This window comes from Xanthomonas sp. NCPPB 2866 (assembly GCF_041475745.2).
GTDB classification, from domain to species: domain Bacteria; phylum Pseudomonadota; class Gammaproteobacteria; order Xanthomonadales; family Xanthomonadaceae; genus Xanthomonas; species Xanthomonas arboricola.
In genome coordinates this window covers 788472-804953 of record NZ_CM192975.1, presented here as the reverse complement: position 1 = coordinate 804953, position 16482 = coordinate 788472, and the positions used below count along the sequence as shown (strand labels likewise).

The 16482-nt window shown below is 66.2% G+C and carries 13 protein-coding genes; 4 read left to right on the top strand and 9 right to left on the bottom strand.

What is annotated here, in order from left to right; all coding sequences use genetic code 11:
• Positions 1-19: 19 nt before the first annotated feature.
• The 7 genes from ACCQ04_RS03420 to ubiE all read right to left on the bottom strand — a co-directional run bounded on the left by ACCQ04_RS03420 (position 20) and on the right by ubiE (position 10195).
• Positions 20-1780: a quinoprotein dehydrogenase-associated putative ABC transporter substrate-binding protein gene (locus tag ACCQ04_RS03420; RefSeq protein ID WP_226426853.1), complete on the bottom strand. Its 1761-nt coding sequence runs from the start codon at positions 1778-1780 to the stop codon at positions 20-22.
• Positions 1777-3792 (bottom strand): methanol/ethanol family PQQ-dependent dehydrogenase, encoded by a 2016-nt coding sequence (locus ACCQ04_RS03415; protein ID WP_345778019.1) that lies wholly within the window; start codon positions 3790-3792, stop codon positions 1777-1779. The genes ACCQ04_RS03420 and ACCQ04_RS03415 overlap by 4 nt, the downstream gene beginning before the upstream one ends.
• 623 nt (positions 3793-4415) lie before the next feature.
• Positions 4416-5039, bottom strand: coding sequence for an HAD family hydrolase (locus tag ACCQ04_RS03410; protein WP_226426855.1), 624 nt, complete (start codon positions 5037-5039; stop codon positions 4416-4418).
• Positions 5040-5180: 141 nt separating this feature from the next.
• Positions 5181-5900 (bottom strand): hypothetical protein, encoded by a 720-nt coding sequence (locus ACCQ04_RS03405; protein ID WP_065049601.1) that lies wholly within the window; start codon positions 5898-5900, stop codon positions 5181-5183.
• Positions 5901-6132: 232 nt separating this feature from the next.
• Positions 6133-8088, bottom strand: coding sequence for a M1 family metallopeptidase (locus ACCQ04_RS03400; RefSeq protein ID WP_226427136.1), 1956 nt, complete (start codon positions 8086-8088; stop codon positions 6133-6135).
• A gap of 237 nt (positions 8089-8325) precedes the next feature.
• A complete protein-coding gene (locus ACCQ04_RS03395; RefSeq protein ID WP_226426856.1) occupies positions 8326-9216 on the bottom strand; it encodes a GGDEF domain-containing protein in 891 nt (296 codons plus the stop codon).
• Between the two features lie 217 nt (positions 9217-9433).
• Positions 9434-10195 carry a bifunctional demethylmenaquinone methyltransferase/2-methoxy-6-polyprenyl-1,4-benzoquinol methylase UbiE gene (ubiE, locus tag ACCQ04_RS03390; RefSeq protein ID WP_226426857.1) on the bottom strand — a complete coding sequence of 254 codons (762 nt, stop codon included), beginning with the start codon at positions 10193-10195 and terminating at the stop codon, positions 9434-9436.
• 87 nt (positions 10196-10282) lie between these two features.
• Here ubiE and ACCQ04_RS03385 point away from each other — a divergent pair, with 87 nt between their 5' ends.
• Genes ACCQ04_RS03385 through ACCQ04_RS03370 form a run of 4 tightly spaced genes read left to right on the top strand, consistent with a single transcriptional unit; the run spans position 10283 to position 13996 of the window.
• The gene (locus ACCQ04_RS03385; RefSeq protein WP_065049605.1) at positions 10283-11932 is read left to right on the top strand and encodes an MFS transporter; all 1650 of its coding nucleotides are present in this window, start codon (positions 10283-10285) and stop codon (positions 11930-11932) included.
• Positions 11929-13017, top strand: a complete 1089-nt coding sequence (locus ACCQ04_RS03380) for an HlyD family secretion protein (protein ID WP_102580428.1) — start codon at positions 11929-11931, stop codon at positions 13015-13017. Before ACCQ04_RS03385 ends, ACCQ04_RS03380 begins: the two co-directional genes overlap by 4 nt.
• 26 nt (positions 13018-13043) lie before the next feature.
• On the top strand, positions 13044-13544 hold the full coding sequence (locus ACCQ04_RS03375) for a GNAT family N-acetyltransferase (RefSeq protein ID WP_102252848.1): 501 nt from the start codon (positions 13044-13046) through the stop codon (positions 13542-13544).
• Positions 13541-13996 (top strand): nucleoside deaminase, encoded by a 456-nt coding sequence (locus ACCQ04_RS03370; RefSeq protein WP_016903626.1) that lies wholly within the window; start codon positions 13541-13543, stop codon positions 13994-13996. Before ACCQ04_RS03375 ends, ACCQ04_RS03370 begins: the two co-directional genes overlap by 4 nt.
• A 318-nt stretch (positions 13997-14314) precedes the next feature.
• Here the strand turns inward: ACCQ04_RS03370 and hslU are convergent, their stop codons facing one another.
• Complete coding sequence (gene hslU / locus ACCQ04_RS03365; RefSeq protein WP_104561868.1) at positions 14315-15682, bottom strand: ATP-dependent protease ATPase subunit HslU; 1368 nt, start codon at positions 15680-15682, stop codon at positions 14315-14317.
• A 100-nt stretch (positions 15683-15782) separates the two neighbouring features.
• A complete protein-coding gene (gene hslV / locus ACCQ04_RS03360) occupies positions 15783-16334 on the bottom strand; it encodes an ATP-dependent protease subunit HslV (protein WP_005997221.1) in 552 nt (183 codons plus the stop codon).
• Between the last annotated feature and the right edge of the window lie 148 nt (positions 16335-16482).

Genomic DNA, 16482 nt, shown 5'->3' with positions numbered 1-16482 from the left:
CGCGCGGCGGGTGACACGGTCATTGCCGGGAGGGGCGCCTGGCCTCGGTGAGCAGGGCGGCCAGCGCGCTGTCGCCGCGTGCCTGCGCGAGCGCGGCGGCGGTCTTGCCGTCGCGATTGCGTGCGGCAGGGTCGGCGCCGGCCGCCAGCAGGCGCTTGGCCACCGCGTCGCGCCCGGCCGCGGCGGCCAGCATCAATGCGGTGACGCCGGCCTGGTTGGCGTGGCCGACGTCGGCACCGCCGGCCAGCACCGCATCGAGCATCGCCGGGTCGTCGCGCGCCACCGCAAACATCACCGGCGTGAAACCGGTGGCATTGGCACGCCGTACATCCGCGCCCGCCTTGAGCAAGGCCTGCACCACACCGACATCGGCGTAGGACACCGCCAGGTCCAGCGCGCTCCAGCCATCACTGGAGACGGTGTCCACCGGCGCGCGCTTGCCGAGCAACTTGGTCACGCTGCCGGCATCGTTGGCCCAGGCCGCCTTCATCAAGGCGGTCCAGCCGCTGCCATCGCGCGCATCCAGGCGTGCGCCGGCATCGAGCAGCAGGCCGACCAGATCCGGTTCCTGGTTGCGGATGGCCTGATGCAACGGCGGCTCGCCGAGCAGGTTGGGACGGTTGGCATCGGCGCCATGCCGCAACAGCCACGCCGCACGCACCGCGTCGCCTGCATCCAGCGCATGCGCCAGTTCCTGGTTCGGGTCGGCACCGTCGGCGATGCGCAGTTGCAGCTGCGCCAGCTCCTGCGAGGACGCGGCCGGGCTTGGCGCCTTGGACACCGGCGTCGGCGTCGCATACGGCCCGTGCGCGGCCAGATCGCCGGCCACCACGCAGTCGCCACAGCGCACCAGCGGCACGTGATAGCTGCGCAGGATCTCGGCGATCTTTGCTGAACTCTGTTGCATGGCCGTGTTCAACGCATCGCGCAGGTCCGCGTTCTTGCGCGACACCGCCCACGCCATCGAATACTCCAGCACCGCATCGTCGATGGTATTGAGCGGCACCATGCCCAGGCCGCTGCGTTGCGCGTAATAACCGGCCACCGGGCCCCAGGATTCGGTCGCATCCAGTTCATTGGCGGCGACGCGCTCGACCAGCTTGCCGGGATGTTCTTCCGGCGCCGTGGCCGAGTCGTAGAACAGGTACTGCACCTGGCCGCTGATGCCGTGCTCGTACAGGGCCTGGCGTGCGGGCGAGCTCTGGAACACGCCCAGCCGCAATGTTTTCAGCGCCGGATCGTCCAGCGATGTCGGCACCAGATCCAGGCCCTTGCGCGTCACCAGCACATAGGCCGAGCGATACAGCGGGCGCGTGGTCAGGCCCTGCTCGAAATCGCTGTTGAGGTCCATCAACACATCGCAGCGGCCGGCAGTGATCGTGCTGCGTGCCAGCCCGCGTTGGTAATAGGTGCGCCACTCGTATTCCAGGCGCCGGCCCATGGCCTCGGCCACGACCTGCGCAATCTTGTTCTGAAAGCCTTCGCCGGCCTTGTTGGACAGCGGCATGTTGCCCGGGTCGGCGCAGACCCGCAGCACGTGCGGATCGGGCGCTGGCGGTGGAGCACTGGCCGTGGCCGGTGCCGCAGTGGAGGCCGCCGTCGCGGGCGCCGCAGCGGAAGCAGAAGCGCGAGCCGTCGGTGAGGACGGCTCGCGGGTGCAGCCTGCGGCGACGAGCCCGAGGCTGCAAAGCACCAGCAGCCGACACAGCTGCCGGTGCATGCCACGCGCACCGGCAGCGAACTGCCGGTGCGCGCGTCCAACGCCTTGCGTGGAACTCATCGTGCGGTCTTCGCTGCGGTGTTGGCGGTGCCGCCTGCAGCCGCCGTGGCGGTGGCACTGGCGGTCACGGTCTTGCCGGCACCATCGATCCGGAAGCTGTGCACCATGCCGCCGAGCGGGATCTTGTCGAAGCCGGCACCAAATGCCAAACCGGCTGCGCCCAGCGCGCCATACGGATCGGACGGATCCAGACCTGCGGCCACCGGCAGGCCGATCCAGCCACCGATGCCGGAGAACACCGCCACGTACTGGTGCCCATTGGCCTTGTAGGCGATCGGGTTGCCGATGATGCCAGAGGGCAGTTTCATCTCCCACAGCTTCTTGCCGGTGTCCTTGTCCACCGCACGGAACCAGCCATCCAGCGTGCCGTAGAACACCAGCCCGCCGTCGGTGACCAGGGTGCCGCTCCACACCGGGAACTTCTCCTTGATCTCCCACTTGGATTTGCCTTCCACCACGTCGAAGGCCTTGACGATGCCCAGTGCACCCGGCTCGTTGGGCTTCATCATCACGTTGGCGAACACGTAGGGCAGGCCCATCATGGTGTTGCCGCGTTCCTGCGGTTCCAGCTCCATATGCCAGTTGTTGGTGCCGCAGAAGAACACCGCCGCATTGGCCGGATCCACCGAGCACGGCTGCTGGTCCTTGCCGCCCATCGCCGACGGGAAGGCCTGCACCTTCTTGCCGCGCTCCAGCGGCGAATGCGCGGCCACCTTGACCGGGCGGCCGGTCTTCATGTCGATGCGTTCGGCCCAGTTGGCCGGTACGAACTTGTGCGCGCGCAGCAAGGTGCCGTCGCGGCGATCGAGCACGTAGGCAAAGCCGTTGCGATCGAACTGCACCACCGATGGCACCTGCTTGCCGTCGATGGTCAGATCGACCAGGATCGGCTCGTTGATGCCGTCGTAGTCCCACTGGTCGAATGGCGTCTTCTGGTAGCCCCACACCGCTTCGCCGGTATCGATCTTGCGCGCGAACAGGGTCATCGACCACTTGTTGTCATGCTCGCCGTTGTTGCATTCCTCCTGCGAGGTCTTGCCGCAGCGATACGACGGGCTCCACAGGCCGGGATTGCCGGTGCCGTAATACAGAAGCTTCAACTTCGGGTCGTAGCTGTACCAGCCCCAGGCCGCACCGCCACCACGCTTCCATTCGTCGTTGGGAAAGGTCTTGACGCCCAGATCGCCGAGCTGACCATGCTGCGGGTTGGCCTTGTTGAAATCCGCACCCAGGCAGATCGATTTGTCAGTACCGGCCGCATCGCAGGACCAGGCCTGCTTGCCATCGGCCAGGTTGTAGGCAGCGACACGCCCAAGCACGCCGAACTCGTTGCCGCTGATGCCGGCCACCACCTTGCCGTCGGCGATGATCGGCGCCATGGTGATGGTTTCGCCCTTGTCCGGGTGCGCGAGTTTCTGCTTCCACACTTCCTTGCCGGTCTTGGCATCGAGTGCGATCACATCGCCGCTCAGGCTGCCGAACACCAGCTTGCCATCGGCATAGGAGGCGCCGCGGTTGACCGTATCGCAGCACGCCACCGCCACCGAGCGTTCGTCCTGCTGCGGGGTGTACTTCCACAACACCTTGCCGCCGTCGTCCTGCGCTGCCAGGTCGATGGCGAACACGTTGTTCGGATACGCGCTGACCATGTACATCACGCTGCCGATCACCAGCGGCTGGCCTTCGTGGCCGCGCGTGGCATCGGTCTTCATTTCCCACGACATCTTCAGGTTCTTGACGTTGTCGCGATTGATCTCGGCCAGCGGGCTGTGCCGGGTGAGCGCGAAGTCGCGCCCGATGCCGCCCCAGTTATCCGGGTTGCTGGCATTGGTGGTGAACTCGCTGTCGGTATCGACCACGGTGGCGGCGGCCGGCGCGGCTGCGGGAGTGGCGGCCGGTGCAGGCGTTGTCGTTTCCGTGGCGGCGTCTTTCTTGCAGCCGGCCAACGCGGCGCTCAGCGCAAGCATGAGCAGCACACTGCTGCGCAGGCTGCGACAGGAAGATTGGTGCATATGCGTCTACCCCTCTCGATTGAACAACCAGTCGGTTGAAACATTCCGCAGCGCAGGCGTTGCACCCGCCAGTTGCACCGCGGACGTCGGAAACGTCGAGAGGGAAAGAGCAAACGCCATGCCAGCGCACTGGTGCGACGCACCATGTTGGAGCAGCAGGGTTTGTTGTGATGGCAGTCGCTTGCGCAAGGCGCACTGTCACGGTTCTGGCACAGTTTGCGCCGGGCGTGCTGTGACATGGATGGTGCAGCGGGGGTGGGACTGCCTGTCAGTCAGTGCTGCGCACCTTGCACGCTTGAGGCGACATAGCTTGCTGTGGCTTGCGCAAGGCAACACCTCACCGAAGGCCAGCTACGTCGTCGAACGGGGTGCTGCCGCGTTTCCCTTCTCCCTTCGGGAGAAGGCGCCCGAAGGGCGGATGAGGGTACGGCGCAGACAGCCGTGTGCTGTCCGGCTTGCTGATGACGCGTTGCAAGATTCAGCAGCGTCCACGCCCCTTCGAGCGCATGTCACTTCCAATGCGATGACGGTGTCCTGATCGTCATCGTCATCCAGCGACACGCGGCCAGCCATGCATCGCGACCGGTCCTTCCGTGCGTCTGGTCTACTCGCCAAACCTCACGCTAGCGGTTCCACTGCGCCAGCAACTGCGTGCAATCCTGCAACCGCCAGTCGGCAAGGCCGGGCCATGGATCGCCGGGTGTGTTGACCAGCACGGTGCAGGCACCGGCTGCACGGCCACAGGCCAGGTCGTTGTGGTGATCACCGACCATGACCAGTGCTGCGCCATCCACCGCCCAGCGTTGCGCAAAATACTGCAGGCCATCGGGTGCGGGTTTGGGGGCGGCCTCATCGCGGCCGACGATGTCGTCCCAGGCGAATGCATCGTGCAGGCCGATCGCCTGCAATGTCACCTGCGCCAATGCGCGCGCATTGCGGGTGAGCATGCCGAGCCGGCATCCGGCTGCCTGCAACGCACGCACTAGCGCCACTGCACCGGGTGCGGGCTGTGCGGCCTGTGCGAGTTCACGCTCGTGCTCAAGCAACCAGGCGTGTTTGGCTGCGGCCTGCTCGGCCGGCAGCGATGCCAGGTGGTGCAGGATGTCCGCCTCGGGCGGGATCTCCAACGCGCGTCGGATCAACGCGAAATCGTGCACCGCTTCAGTCAGCGTGCCGTCCATGTCGAACACCCAATGGCGGTAACCGGACAACGCGGGAGAGATCTGTGTGATGGCCATGGCGTCCATACGTGAGGAGACTCCAGAGATGGTTGAGGCAACGCCGCAAGCCGTCAGGGAACGCACATCGCGCACGCACCCGAATGCACCAGCTCCTATGCCGATGCCGTGCACCGGCTGCGCAGCTAGTGCCGTGCAAGGGCGGTGCGCCTACTTCCAGCCCGGCATCTGGGTGGTATCCAGGCCACCCACTTCGAACTCTGCCGTGCGCGTGCCGCCGGCTTTCACCGGGAACGCGATGCTGATGCGCTTGGCATTGCGCACCAGCTTCCACAGCGCCTTGTCGTCGTCGATGAACATCGCGATCGCTTCATCGGTGTCGGGGCGGTGCGCGGCCATCGGGCGTGCTGCGCCACCATCGGCCGAGACCTGCACCTTGCAGCCGCCATAGCAATTGAAGTCGCCGGCCTTGAGCACGAGGTAGCTGTGGCGTTTCCATTGCGGGTGATCACGGAACACCAGGCTCACCGGCTTGGGGCCGCTGCCGTCGACATCCACGCGGCTCTTGGCATCGATCATCGCCGAGCGCTGCGTGCCGCCCTTCGCGGGCACCTGCGAGTACTGCCACAACGCCTGCATGCGGCGCAGTTCGCGCGCCTGGTCGCCCTTGGCCTTGATGTCGGCATAGCCGGGTTCGATGCGTGTGGCCGCCGCGGTGCCAGCGTAGCCTTCCAGCAGTGCGGCGCCATGCGCGCGTGCCATGTCCCAGTTACCGGCCTTCACCGCCTCGTCGTATTGCTTGGCGAGTGCGTCGGCCTGCTGTTGCTTGGCTTGCGCCTGCGCGCTTGCCTGCGCCTGACGCTGCGCCTCGCGGTCGGTACAGCCACTCACTGCAGCGACGCACAAGGCCGCGCTCAGCAGATACTTCATCGTCGACTCCGGAAGGCATGAAAGGCAGCGGCAACGATACCAGCCTGCCCGCGACAGCCGCGATCAAACGGCCACACAGCGTAGGAGCGCACCCGGGCGCGATGGAGCATTCCCGGTAACGCCACGTCGCGCCCGGGTGCGCTCCTACAGCGGCGATTGCAGGGCGCGGTACTGCCCGCACGATGCAGCAAGGAAAGCGGCGGGAGGGCGTCTACAACGCCCTCCCCTGCCATTACGGCTGCGGCTGCGCCGGCGGTGCTGCCTTGGCCTTGGCGATCATCTCGGCCACCGATGCGGTGGTGATCGGGTGGTAGCTGGGCTTGGCCTTTTCGAAGGCCTGCTCGGCGAAGGCGATGCCGTCCGAGGTCTTCAACAACTCGGCGTAGATCGGCAGCACCAGCTTGCGGCGGCCGACGCGTTCGATGAACTCGCCTGCAGCGGGGCGCGCATCGGTGTAGCCGCTGCGGATCGCCAGCGGATACCAGCGCATGGCGATTTCGCCGTTCGGGGTGCCGGTGAAGTGGTAGGTCTCATCCAGCTGCTTGAGCTGCTCGGGCTTGAGCGTGGCGCCCATGCCGCTGAGGAAGTGCACCCATTCCTGTGTGCCCCATTCGCCGGTGACCTGCTTGCTCGGCAGCGTGCCGCTGCCGCTCCAGGCAATGCGCGCGGTGTCCACGATCGAGAAGCTGCGCGAGCGTGCCTTGGCGGCGAAGGCCGGGATGCCCGGCTGCTTCAACCACGCATCCACCTCGGCCGCGCTGACCGTGTTGGGATGCTTGTCCAGCAGGTTCTTGTTGAGGTAATCGACGAACTGGTCGGTGGTGGCGCTCTGGAACGCATGATCTTCGAACCAGCCGCGCAGGAACGGGTCGAATACCTCGCGGCCGAAGCGCTGCTCCAGGAACTGCAGGAACCACGCGCCCTTGACGTAGGCCACCTGGCTCAGGGCCTCGTCGGGGTCGCGCTCGGCCAGCGGCGGCAGCGCCAGCGCCTGGTCGGCCGGCGCCATGCCCTTCACTTCGGCCAGCAGGTCGCCCTGGTCGATCTCGCGCTCCATCTCGGCCATCTCCACGCCATACAGCGCTTCGGTGATGCGGGCCTGCACGTAGGTGGTGAAGCCTTCGTTGAGCCAGATGTCCTTCCAGCTGGCATTGGTCACCAGGTTGCCGGACCAGCTATGCGCCAGTTCGTGCGCGACCAGCGAGACCAGCGACTTGTCGCCGACGATCACGGTGGGCGTGGCGAAGGTCAGGCGCGGATTCTCCATGCCGCCGAACGGGAACGACGGCGGCAGCACCAGCATGTCGTAACGGCCCCAGCGATACGGGCCATAGAGTTTTTCGGCCGCACCGATCATCTTTTCGGTGTCTTCGAATTCCTTGGCGGCCTTGCCGGCCATGGCCGGCTCGGCCCAGACGCCCGAGCGCGCGGAAATCGGCTTGAACACCACGTCGCCGGCAGCGATCGCCAGCAGATAGGACGGAATCGGCTCGGGCATCTTGAAGCTGTAGTCGCCGTCGCGCGCGGCCTTGGGGTCGTTGTCGGCGCTCATCAGCACCATCACGTCCGGGCGCGAGGTCACGTGCGCGCTGTAGGTGAAGCGCACGCTCGGGGTGTCCTGCAACGGCACCCAGCTACGCGCGTGGATCGCCTGCGACTGGCTGAACATGAAAGGCAACTGCTTGCCTTCGGTCATCGACGGCTCCAGCCACTGCAGGCCGGAGGCGGTCGGCGCGGTGTGATAGGTGATCACGACCTTGGCCGGCTGATTCGGCGCCTCGATGGTGAGCTTGCTGCCGAAGGTCTTGTCGGCCGGCGCCAGCGCGAACTTCAGCGGCGCCAGCGTGCCCTTGCCGTCGTCGGCCTGCACCTGCGCAATGCTCAGCTCGCGCGTGTCCAGCACCAGCTGCTTGGCGGCCTTGTCCTTCCATTCCAGCGTGTAGGTGGCGGTGCCGCCGATCTGCTTGGCGTCGAAATCCAGCTTCAGGTCCAGCGCCAGATCTTTGATGACCACCAGCTGCGGCTGGGCGTAGGAGCTTTCGTCGTGGTTGCGGGCGTCTGCTTTCACGGGGGCCTTGGCAGTGGTGGCCGGCGCGGCGGTGCTGGCGGCCGGCGGCGTGGACTCGTTGGAACAGCCGGCCAGCGCAATGGACACGGCCAGGGACAGCGACAGGAACGGGAAGCGCATCGACGGCACCGCAGCGAGGGAATTGGGCATTTTAACGCCCCGGGCGGTTGCCTGCCCGTGCGGCCGATGGCGAGCACGTGCCGGCCGCTCAACCCGCGCCGGCTGGGGACACCGTGCATGTCGCTGGCCGGATCGGCGCGAACCTTACGCAGCAACCGCGTCAATGGCGTAACTCAGGCTACCCGTGCCTAGCGCGCACCCGCCTGCGACCCGGCCGCCAGGTGATTGCCGGAGCGCCTAAACCACCGGATGGCTGCGCGGACTGTCATGTCCGTCGCGCACCAGACGCCGGCCACCGGAGAACTTGGCGCGATACATCGCCGCATCGGCGCGGCGATACAGCTCGGTGGCATCCAGGCCACGCTCGCACACCGCGCTGCCGGCGCTCACATGCAGCGGCGCCTCGTCGGCATCCTCGCGTTCGAGCATCGACAGCCATTGATTGAGCTTGAGCGTGGCGTCGTCCTCGCTGGCATGCACGCCGATCAGGAACTCGTCGCCGCCCCAGCGCCCGATCCAGTCCTGCGCGCCCAGCCAGCCGTAGGCAGATTCCACCAGCCTTACCAGCACGCGATCGCCGGCCAGATGGCCGAAGCGGTCGTTGATCGGCTTGAGGTTGTCCATGTCCAGCACGAACAGCACGAACGGCCAGCCTTCGCGCTGCGCGGCGGTGACAGAATCGCACATCGCCTGTTCGCAGCCGCGCCGATTCAAGGCCTCGGTCAGCGGGTCGAACAAGGCGTGCTTCTTCAGATCGCGCATGCCGGCATCGATGCCGCGCAGGCTGCGATTGATGCCACGCAGCAACCGCCCCAGTTCGTCGTCGCCATGTTCGGGCAGGCTGGGCAGACGTTGATCGGCGTAATACGCATCCAGTGCGTCGGCGGCAATGCGCAGCGGTGCGAGCAGGCGATACAGGGCCGACAGGGTCGCCGCAGTGCCAGCCAGCGTGGCCAGCAGCGCCACGATCACCACCGACCACAGCGGGCGCCCGCTCAACTCGCTTTGCGCGGCCAGCCAGGCGATCAACAACAGCAACGGCAGGTGGATGCCGACAAAGGTCACCGCCAGCAGCTTGGCGCTGAAGGAGCGGGGAAACACGCGCGACAACCCTGCGTACAAGCGCATCCACGTCTCCGGCAAAAGAGCGCCTAGTGTCGCCGACCGTCGGTGGAGCCAACGCGACGGGAGTCTCAAAAGTTTGTCGGCAAACGCACCTGCGCACAGTGCAATCGTGCGGCAAGCGAACACGAGCATGGCGTGCTCGTGCGATGTCCGACGCGCGATGTCCGGCGCATGCTGCGCGCCGGACCGGACGCTCAGATCACGCTGGGTCGGATCCGGGTCAGATCTTGTAGCCGGAGTGGATCGCCACGATGCCGCCGGTCAGGTTCTTGTAATGGCAACGCGCAAATCCGGCCTCGCCCATCATGCCCTTGAGCGATTCCTGCGGCGGGTGCTTGCGGATGCTTTCTGCCAGGTACTGGTAGCTGTCGGCGTCGCGCGCGAACAGCTGGCCCAGCCTGGGCAGGATCTTGAACGAGTGGAAGTCGTAGATCGGCTTGAACCAGTCGGCGGTGACTTCGGAAAATTCCAGCACGCGCGCCTGCCCGCCCACCTTCAACACGCGGTACATCTCGCGCAGCGCGGCGTCCTTGTCGGTGACATTGCGCAGGCCGAAGGAAATGGTCACCAGATCGAAGTTCTGATCGGGGAACGGCAGCGCCTCGGCGTTGCATTGCACGTAATCGAAGCCGGCCACCAGGCCGCGGTTGGTGAGCCGGTCGCGGCCCACCGACAGCATGCCGGCGTTGATGTCGCCCAGCACCACCGCGCCCTCGTTGCCGACGCGCTCCTTGAGCAGCACGGCGATGTCGCCGGTACCGCCGGCCAGGTCCAGCACACGGTCGCCCGGCTTCACCTGCGCGGTCGCCACGAAGTAGCGTTTCCATGCGCGGTGCACGCCCAGACTCATCAGATCGTTCATCAGGTCGTAGTTGCGCGCGACCGAGGTGAACACTTCGCCGACCAGCTTCTGCTTGTCCTTGGCAGCGACGTCGCGGAAGCCGAAATGGGTGGTACCGGAGGTATAGGGGGATTCGCTCATGGGCGGATTATCGCACTGCTGACGCCGCCATGACCGCAACCGGACCACAATCGCTGCCTTCCCTGCGACCGGCCCTGCGAGCCCTGCGTGCACGACAAGTACGTCCAGCGCGACTGGCAGCCCCACGAGAAGCCCACCCTGCCCGGGTCGGCCTCCACCCCCCTGCACTCTACCCGGCGCCGCATCCAGTACGGGCTGGTGGGCGTGGTGGTGGCGCTGACCGGCGGGCTGAGCAATGCGCTGGTCACCGCCAACCTGACCTATTTGCAGGGCACGCTGGGCGCCTACGCCACCGAAATGGCCTGGCTGCCGGCCGCCTACGTGATGACCAACATGTCGGCCAACCTGCTGCTGGTGAAGTTCCGCCAGCAGTTCGGGCTGCGGCGCTTCACCGAGATCTTCCTGGCGCTGTATGCGGTCATCGCCTTCGCGCATCTGTTTGTGCACAGCCTGAGCTCGGCGATCACCGTGCGTGCCGCGCACGGATTGGTGGGCGCCGCGCTCAGCTCGCTGGGGCTGTATTACGTGATCCAGGCGTTCCCGGCCAAATACCGGCTCAAGGCGGTGGTGACCGGGCTGGGGGTGACCCAGCTGGCGCTGCCATTGGCGCGGGTGTTCTCCACCGATCTGCTGGAATTTGCGCAGTGGCAGGGCCTGTACCTGTTCGAACTGGGCCTGGCGGTGTTCGCGCTGGCCTGCGTGCTGGCGCTCAAGCTGCCACCCAGCGACCGCTATCGCGTGTTCGAGCCGCTGGATTTCCTCACCTTCAGCCTGTTTGCGGCCGGGTCGGCCGGGCTGGCGGCGGTGCTGTCGCTGGGGCGGCTGCTGTGGTGGACCAGCACACCGTGGCTGGGCGTGGTGCTGGCGGCCTCCATCGTGCTGCTGTGCACGGCGGCGTGGATCGAGCACAACCGCCGCAACCCGATGATCAACACGCGCTGGCTGGCCAGCGGCGACATGCTGCGGCTGGGCCTGGCGATCCTGCTGATCCGGCTGGTGCTGTCCGAGCAGAGCACCGGCGCGATCGGCTTCTTCCAGACCCTGGGGCTGGCCAACACGCAGCTGCAGACCCTGTTCGCGCTGATGTTGCTGGGTGCAGTGGTCGGCGTTGCCGCCAGCGCGTGGCTGATCAATCCGGCGCGGGTGGCCGAGCATCTGATCATTGCGGTGGCGGCGATCTGCATCGGCTGTTTCATGGATGCCGATGCCACCAGCCTCACCCGCCCGGAGCAGATGTACGTCAGCCAGTTCCTGCTCGCCTTTGGCAGCACCTTTTTCATCGGCCCGGCGATGGTGGCCGGGCTGGGCCGGGTTATCGCGCAGCCCGGCAATCTGATCAGCTTCATCGTGCTGTTCGGCATGGCACAGAACATGGGCGGCCTGCTCGGCAGCGCGCTGCTCGGCACCGTGCAGGTCGTGCGCGAGAAATACCATTCCAGCCAGCTGGTCGAACATCTGGCATTGACCGACCCGCAAGTGGCCGCGCGCGTGCAGGCCTATGCCGCGCTGTACGGCCGCAGCATCGGCGACCCGGCCCTGCGCCAGGCCCAGGGCGTGCGCGCCCTGGGCAGCGTGGCCACGCGCGAAGCCAATGTGCTCGCCTATAACGACGTGTTCCTGTTGATCGGCTGCATCGCCATCGCCACCGGGCTGTGGATCCTGTCCGTGCTGGTGTGGCGGCGTTATCTGCGCCCACCCGCTGCGTCCCCCTCTCCTGCTTCCACCGCGCGCCCATGAATACACCTGCAGCTTCAACCTCTCCTGCCGATCTGCAACGCCGCAGGCGCCGCCGCATCGGTGGCGTGATCGGCTTCGGCGGGCTGGCCCTGCTCGGTGTCGCACTGGTGCTGTATGCATGGCGCCTGCCGCCGTTCGTCAGCGCCGTCGAGCGCACCGAAAACGCGATGGTGCATGGCCAGATCACGGTGATCGCGCCGCAGGTCAGCGGGTATGTCACCGAGGTGCCGGTGCAGGACTTCGCCCACGTCAAACACGGTCAGTTGCTGGCCAGGATCGACGACCGCATCTATGCCCAGCAGCTCGAACAGGCCAGGGCGCAGCTGCAGACCGCGCAGGCCAACCTGTCCAACTGGGACCAGCAGCGGCATAGCGCCGATGCCACCATCGCCGAACAACGCGCCGCACTGAGCAGCAATCAGGCCCAGCGCGACCGCACCCGCTCGGCGTATGCGCGCGCGCAGCAGTTGGCCGAGCAGAAACTGGTATCCGAACAGGACCGCGACACCGCCTTCGCCGCACGTGCGCAGGCCGATGCCGGCGTGGCGCAGGCGCGCGCCGCCGTGCAGGCCGCCGAGGAGAACGCACGCAGCGTCACCGTCAATCGCGCCGCGCTGGAAGCGGCGGTGGCCAATGCGCAAGCGGCCGTGCAACTGGCGCAGATCAATCTGGACAACACCCGCATCCTGGCCCCGCGCGATGGCCAGCTCGGCCAGCTCGGCGTGCGCCAGGGCGCCTACGTCACCAATGGCACGCAGCTGATGTCGCTGGTGCCGGACACGTTGTGGATCGTGGCCAATTTCAAGGAAACCCAGATGGCCAAGATCCGCATCGGGCAACGCGCCAGTTTTACCGTGGATGCGCTGGACAATGCGCGTCTGCACGGCCGTGTGCAGGAAATCTCCCCGGCCGCCGGCTCGGAATTCAGCGTGCTGCCGGCCGACAACGCCACCGGCAACTTCGTCAAGATCGCCCAGCGCATTCCGCTGCGCATCAGCGTCGACCCCAACCAGGCGCTGGCACCGCGGCTGCGCCCGGGCATGTCGGTGGTGGTGGCGATCGACACCGACAGCGCGGTCGACTGACGCGACGCAGCCGCTATCATGCGGTGATGTCGTCCCTGTCCCCATCCTCGCTGCACTGGCAATGCCTGCGCTTCGACCAACTGAGCACCACGCAGTTGTACGCGCTGCTGCGGCTGCGCTCGGATGTGTTCGTGGTGGAGCAGCAGTGCGCGTATCCGGAGCTGGATGGCAAGGACAGCCTGCCGGGTGTGCTGCATCTGCTCGGCAGCACCGACGACGGTGCGTTGGCCGCCTATCTGCGCGTGCTACCGCCCGGTGTGAGTTACCCCGAGCCGAGCATCGGCCGGGTAGTGATTTCCACCACGCAGCGCGGCCACGGCTTCGCACACGCATTACTGCGGGAAGGCTTGCGGCTGGTGCACCGGCAGTGGCCCGCCAGCGCCGTGCAACTCGGCGCGCAGGCACACCTGCAGGCGTTCTACGCCGCACACGGTTTCACGCCCTCGTCCGCACCGTATCTGGAAGACGGCATTCCCCACATCGACATGCTGCGTCGCGCCGACGCCGCCACCCAGGAGCCTGCATGATCACCACCCCCGACTACCGCGCACTGCTCGACACCGCCATTGCCGAAGCCCGCCAGGGCCTGGCCGAAGGCGGCATCCCGATCGGCGCGGCGCTGTACCACAACGACGGACGTCTGCTCGGTTGCGGCCACAACCGCCGCGTGCAGGAAAACGATCCCTCCGTGCATGGGGAAACCGATGCCTTCCGCAAGGCCGGCCGGCAGCGCCGCTACAAGGACACCATCATGGTCACCACGCTGGCGCCGTGCTGGTACTGCAGCGGGCTGGTGCGCCAGTTCAATATCGGCACCGTGGTGGTCGGCGAGTCGGTCACCTTCCAGGGCGGCGTGTCCTGGCTGCGCGAGCACGGCGTCACTGTCATCGACCTGCAGAGCCAGGAATGCATCGACCTGCTGGGCGGCTATATCTCGGCCAACCCGGACGTGTGGAACGAGGATATCGGCGAGGACTGAGCGGTTTGGGTGCAGCGGTTTGGCTGCAGAGCGCTTGATCTGCGGCTTGGCTGCGAGGCCCTTGCCCGCCCACCATCGCAGGACACGCCGCAAGTACGTCCGTGTAGGCTCTTACGCGGCATCCATGCCGCGTAAGGTCCCGCGACGGTGGGCGGGCAAGGACCAAGTCGAGATGGTCGGTGTGCTTGCTTAAGAGCAGCAAGGGCAGTGCGTGATGCACGCCGTGCCCCTGATGCGCCGGCTCGAAGTCCGACACACTTTCGGCAAACAGCTTTTCACGCGGCCACCGACCAACTCTCTAGTGCGGTGCCCTCGCCGTCAGAGGATATAGCGGCTCAGGTCCGGGTCCTGCACCAGCTCGCCGAGCTGCGCATCGACATAGGCCGCATCGACCGTGACGCTCTGGCCGTCGCGATCCGGCGCCTCATAACTCAGCACATCGAGCAGACGCTCCAGCACCGTGTGAAGGCGGCGCGCTCCGATGTTTTCCTGCCGCTCGTTGACCTGCGCGGCGATCTCGGCAAGGCGCTCCACTGCATCCGCGCCGAAGGTCAGGCGCACACCCTCGGTCTGCAGCAGGGCTTCGTACTGCTTGATCAACGCCGCCTTGGGCTCGGTGAGGATGCGCACGAAATCGGCCTTGGTCAGCGCGGTCAATTCGACACGGATCGGGAAACGGCCCTGCAATTCGGGAATCAGATCGCTGGGCTTGGCCAGATGGAACGCGCCGGAGGCGATGAACAGGATATGGTCGGTCTTGACCGTGCCGTACTTGGTCGACACGTTGGAACCTTCCACCAGCGGCAACAGATCGCGCTGCACGCCCTCGCGACTGACATCGCCGCCATTGGAGCCGGCTTCGCCACGCTTGGCGACCTTGTCGATTTCATCGATGAACACGATGCCGTGCTGCTCGCAGGCTTCGATCGCCGCCGCACGTACGTCGTCTTCGTTGACCAGCTTGCCGGCTTCTTCTTCGATCAGCAGCGGGCGCGCGGCCTTGATGGTGAGCTTGCGCTTCTGCGACTTGCCGCTGCCCAGGTTGGAAAACATCTGCCGCAACTGCTGGCCCATTTCTTCCATGCCCGGCGGGGTCATGATGTCCATGCTGGCGTTGACCGCCACTTCCAGCTCGATCTCGCGCTCGTCCAGTTCGCCATTGCGCAGCATGCGGCGGAACTTGATGCGGGTGTCATTGTCCTGCGACGAGGGCTCGTTGCGCGCCGCTTCCGGATCGAACCCGATCCCGGCCGCACGGCGCGGCAGCAGCGCATCCAGGAGGCGATCTTCGGCGCGTTCTTCGGCCTGGTTGCGCACGCGCACCTTGGCCTGTTCGCGATACAGCTTGACCGAGGTGTCGGCCAGGTCGCGAATGATCTGTTCCACATCCTTGCCGACATAGCCGACCTCGGTAAAGCGCGTGGCTTCCACCTTGACGAACGGCGCATTGGCCAAGGTGGCCAGACGCCGCGCGATCTCGGTCTTGCCGACGCCGGTCGGGCCGATCATCAGGATGTTCTTGGGCATCACCTCGTTGCGCAGCTCTTCGGGCAGCTGCATGCGGCGCCAACGATTACGCAGCGCGATGGCAACCGCACGCTTGGCATCGTGCTGGCCAACGATATGACGGTCGAGCTCCTGCACGATTTCGCGCGGAGTCATGGTTGAAGTATCGGAATTTGGCATTGGGGATTGGGGATTCGTAAAAGCGGAGTAGGAACGATCGATGCGTGTCCGGGCGCAGGGAAAGGAGTGCTTTTGCGAATCCCCAATCCCAAATCCCGATTCACAGCTCTTCGACCACCACATTGCGATTGGTATAAATGCAGATATCGCCGGCGATGTTGATCGCTTCGGTGGCGATGGTCTTGGCATCGAGTTCGGTGTGCGCCAGCAGCGCGCGGGCAGCCGACAGAGCGTAGGAACCGCCCGAACCGATGGCGATGATGCCGTCTTCCGGTTCGATCACATCGCCGGTCCCGCTGATGATCAACGAGGTTTCCTTGTCGGCGACCGCAAGCAGCGCCTCAAGCTTGCCCAGGCGGCGCTCGGTGCGCCAATCCTTGGCCAGCTCCACGGCGGCACGGGTCAGTTGCCCATGCTTGTCGAGCTTGGCTTCGAACAGCTCGAACAGGGTGAACGCATCGGCGGCGGCGCCGGCAAAACCGGCCAGCACCTGCCCCTCGCGGCCGAGCCGGCGCACCTTGCGCGCATTGCCCTTCATGACGGTGTGGCCAAGGGTGACCTGGCCATCGCCGGCAACGGCGACATGCCCACCACGCCGAACCGAGATGATGGTGGTGGCGTGAACGATGTTGGGGTTCTGGCTGGGGTCCATGGGTCCTCCGGGGGTTTCCAATGAGGTGGGGACGCCCCTGCCGGGTTCAAGCATGCTGCGCGCATGCGGCGCGGGCGACTGATGCAGCGCGCTCAGACGGCAGACAGCATGCGTCTGCGCTCCCGGCACGCAGCGATTGAGCAGCCGC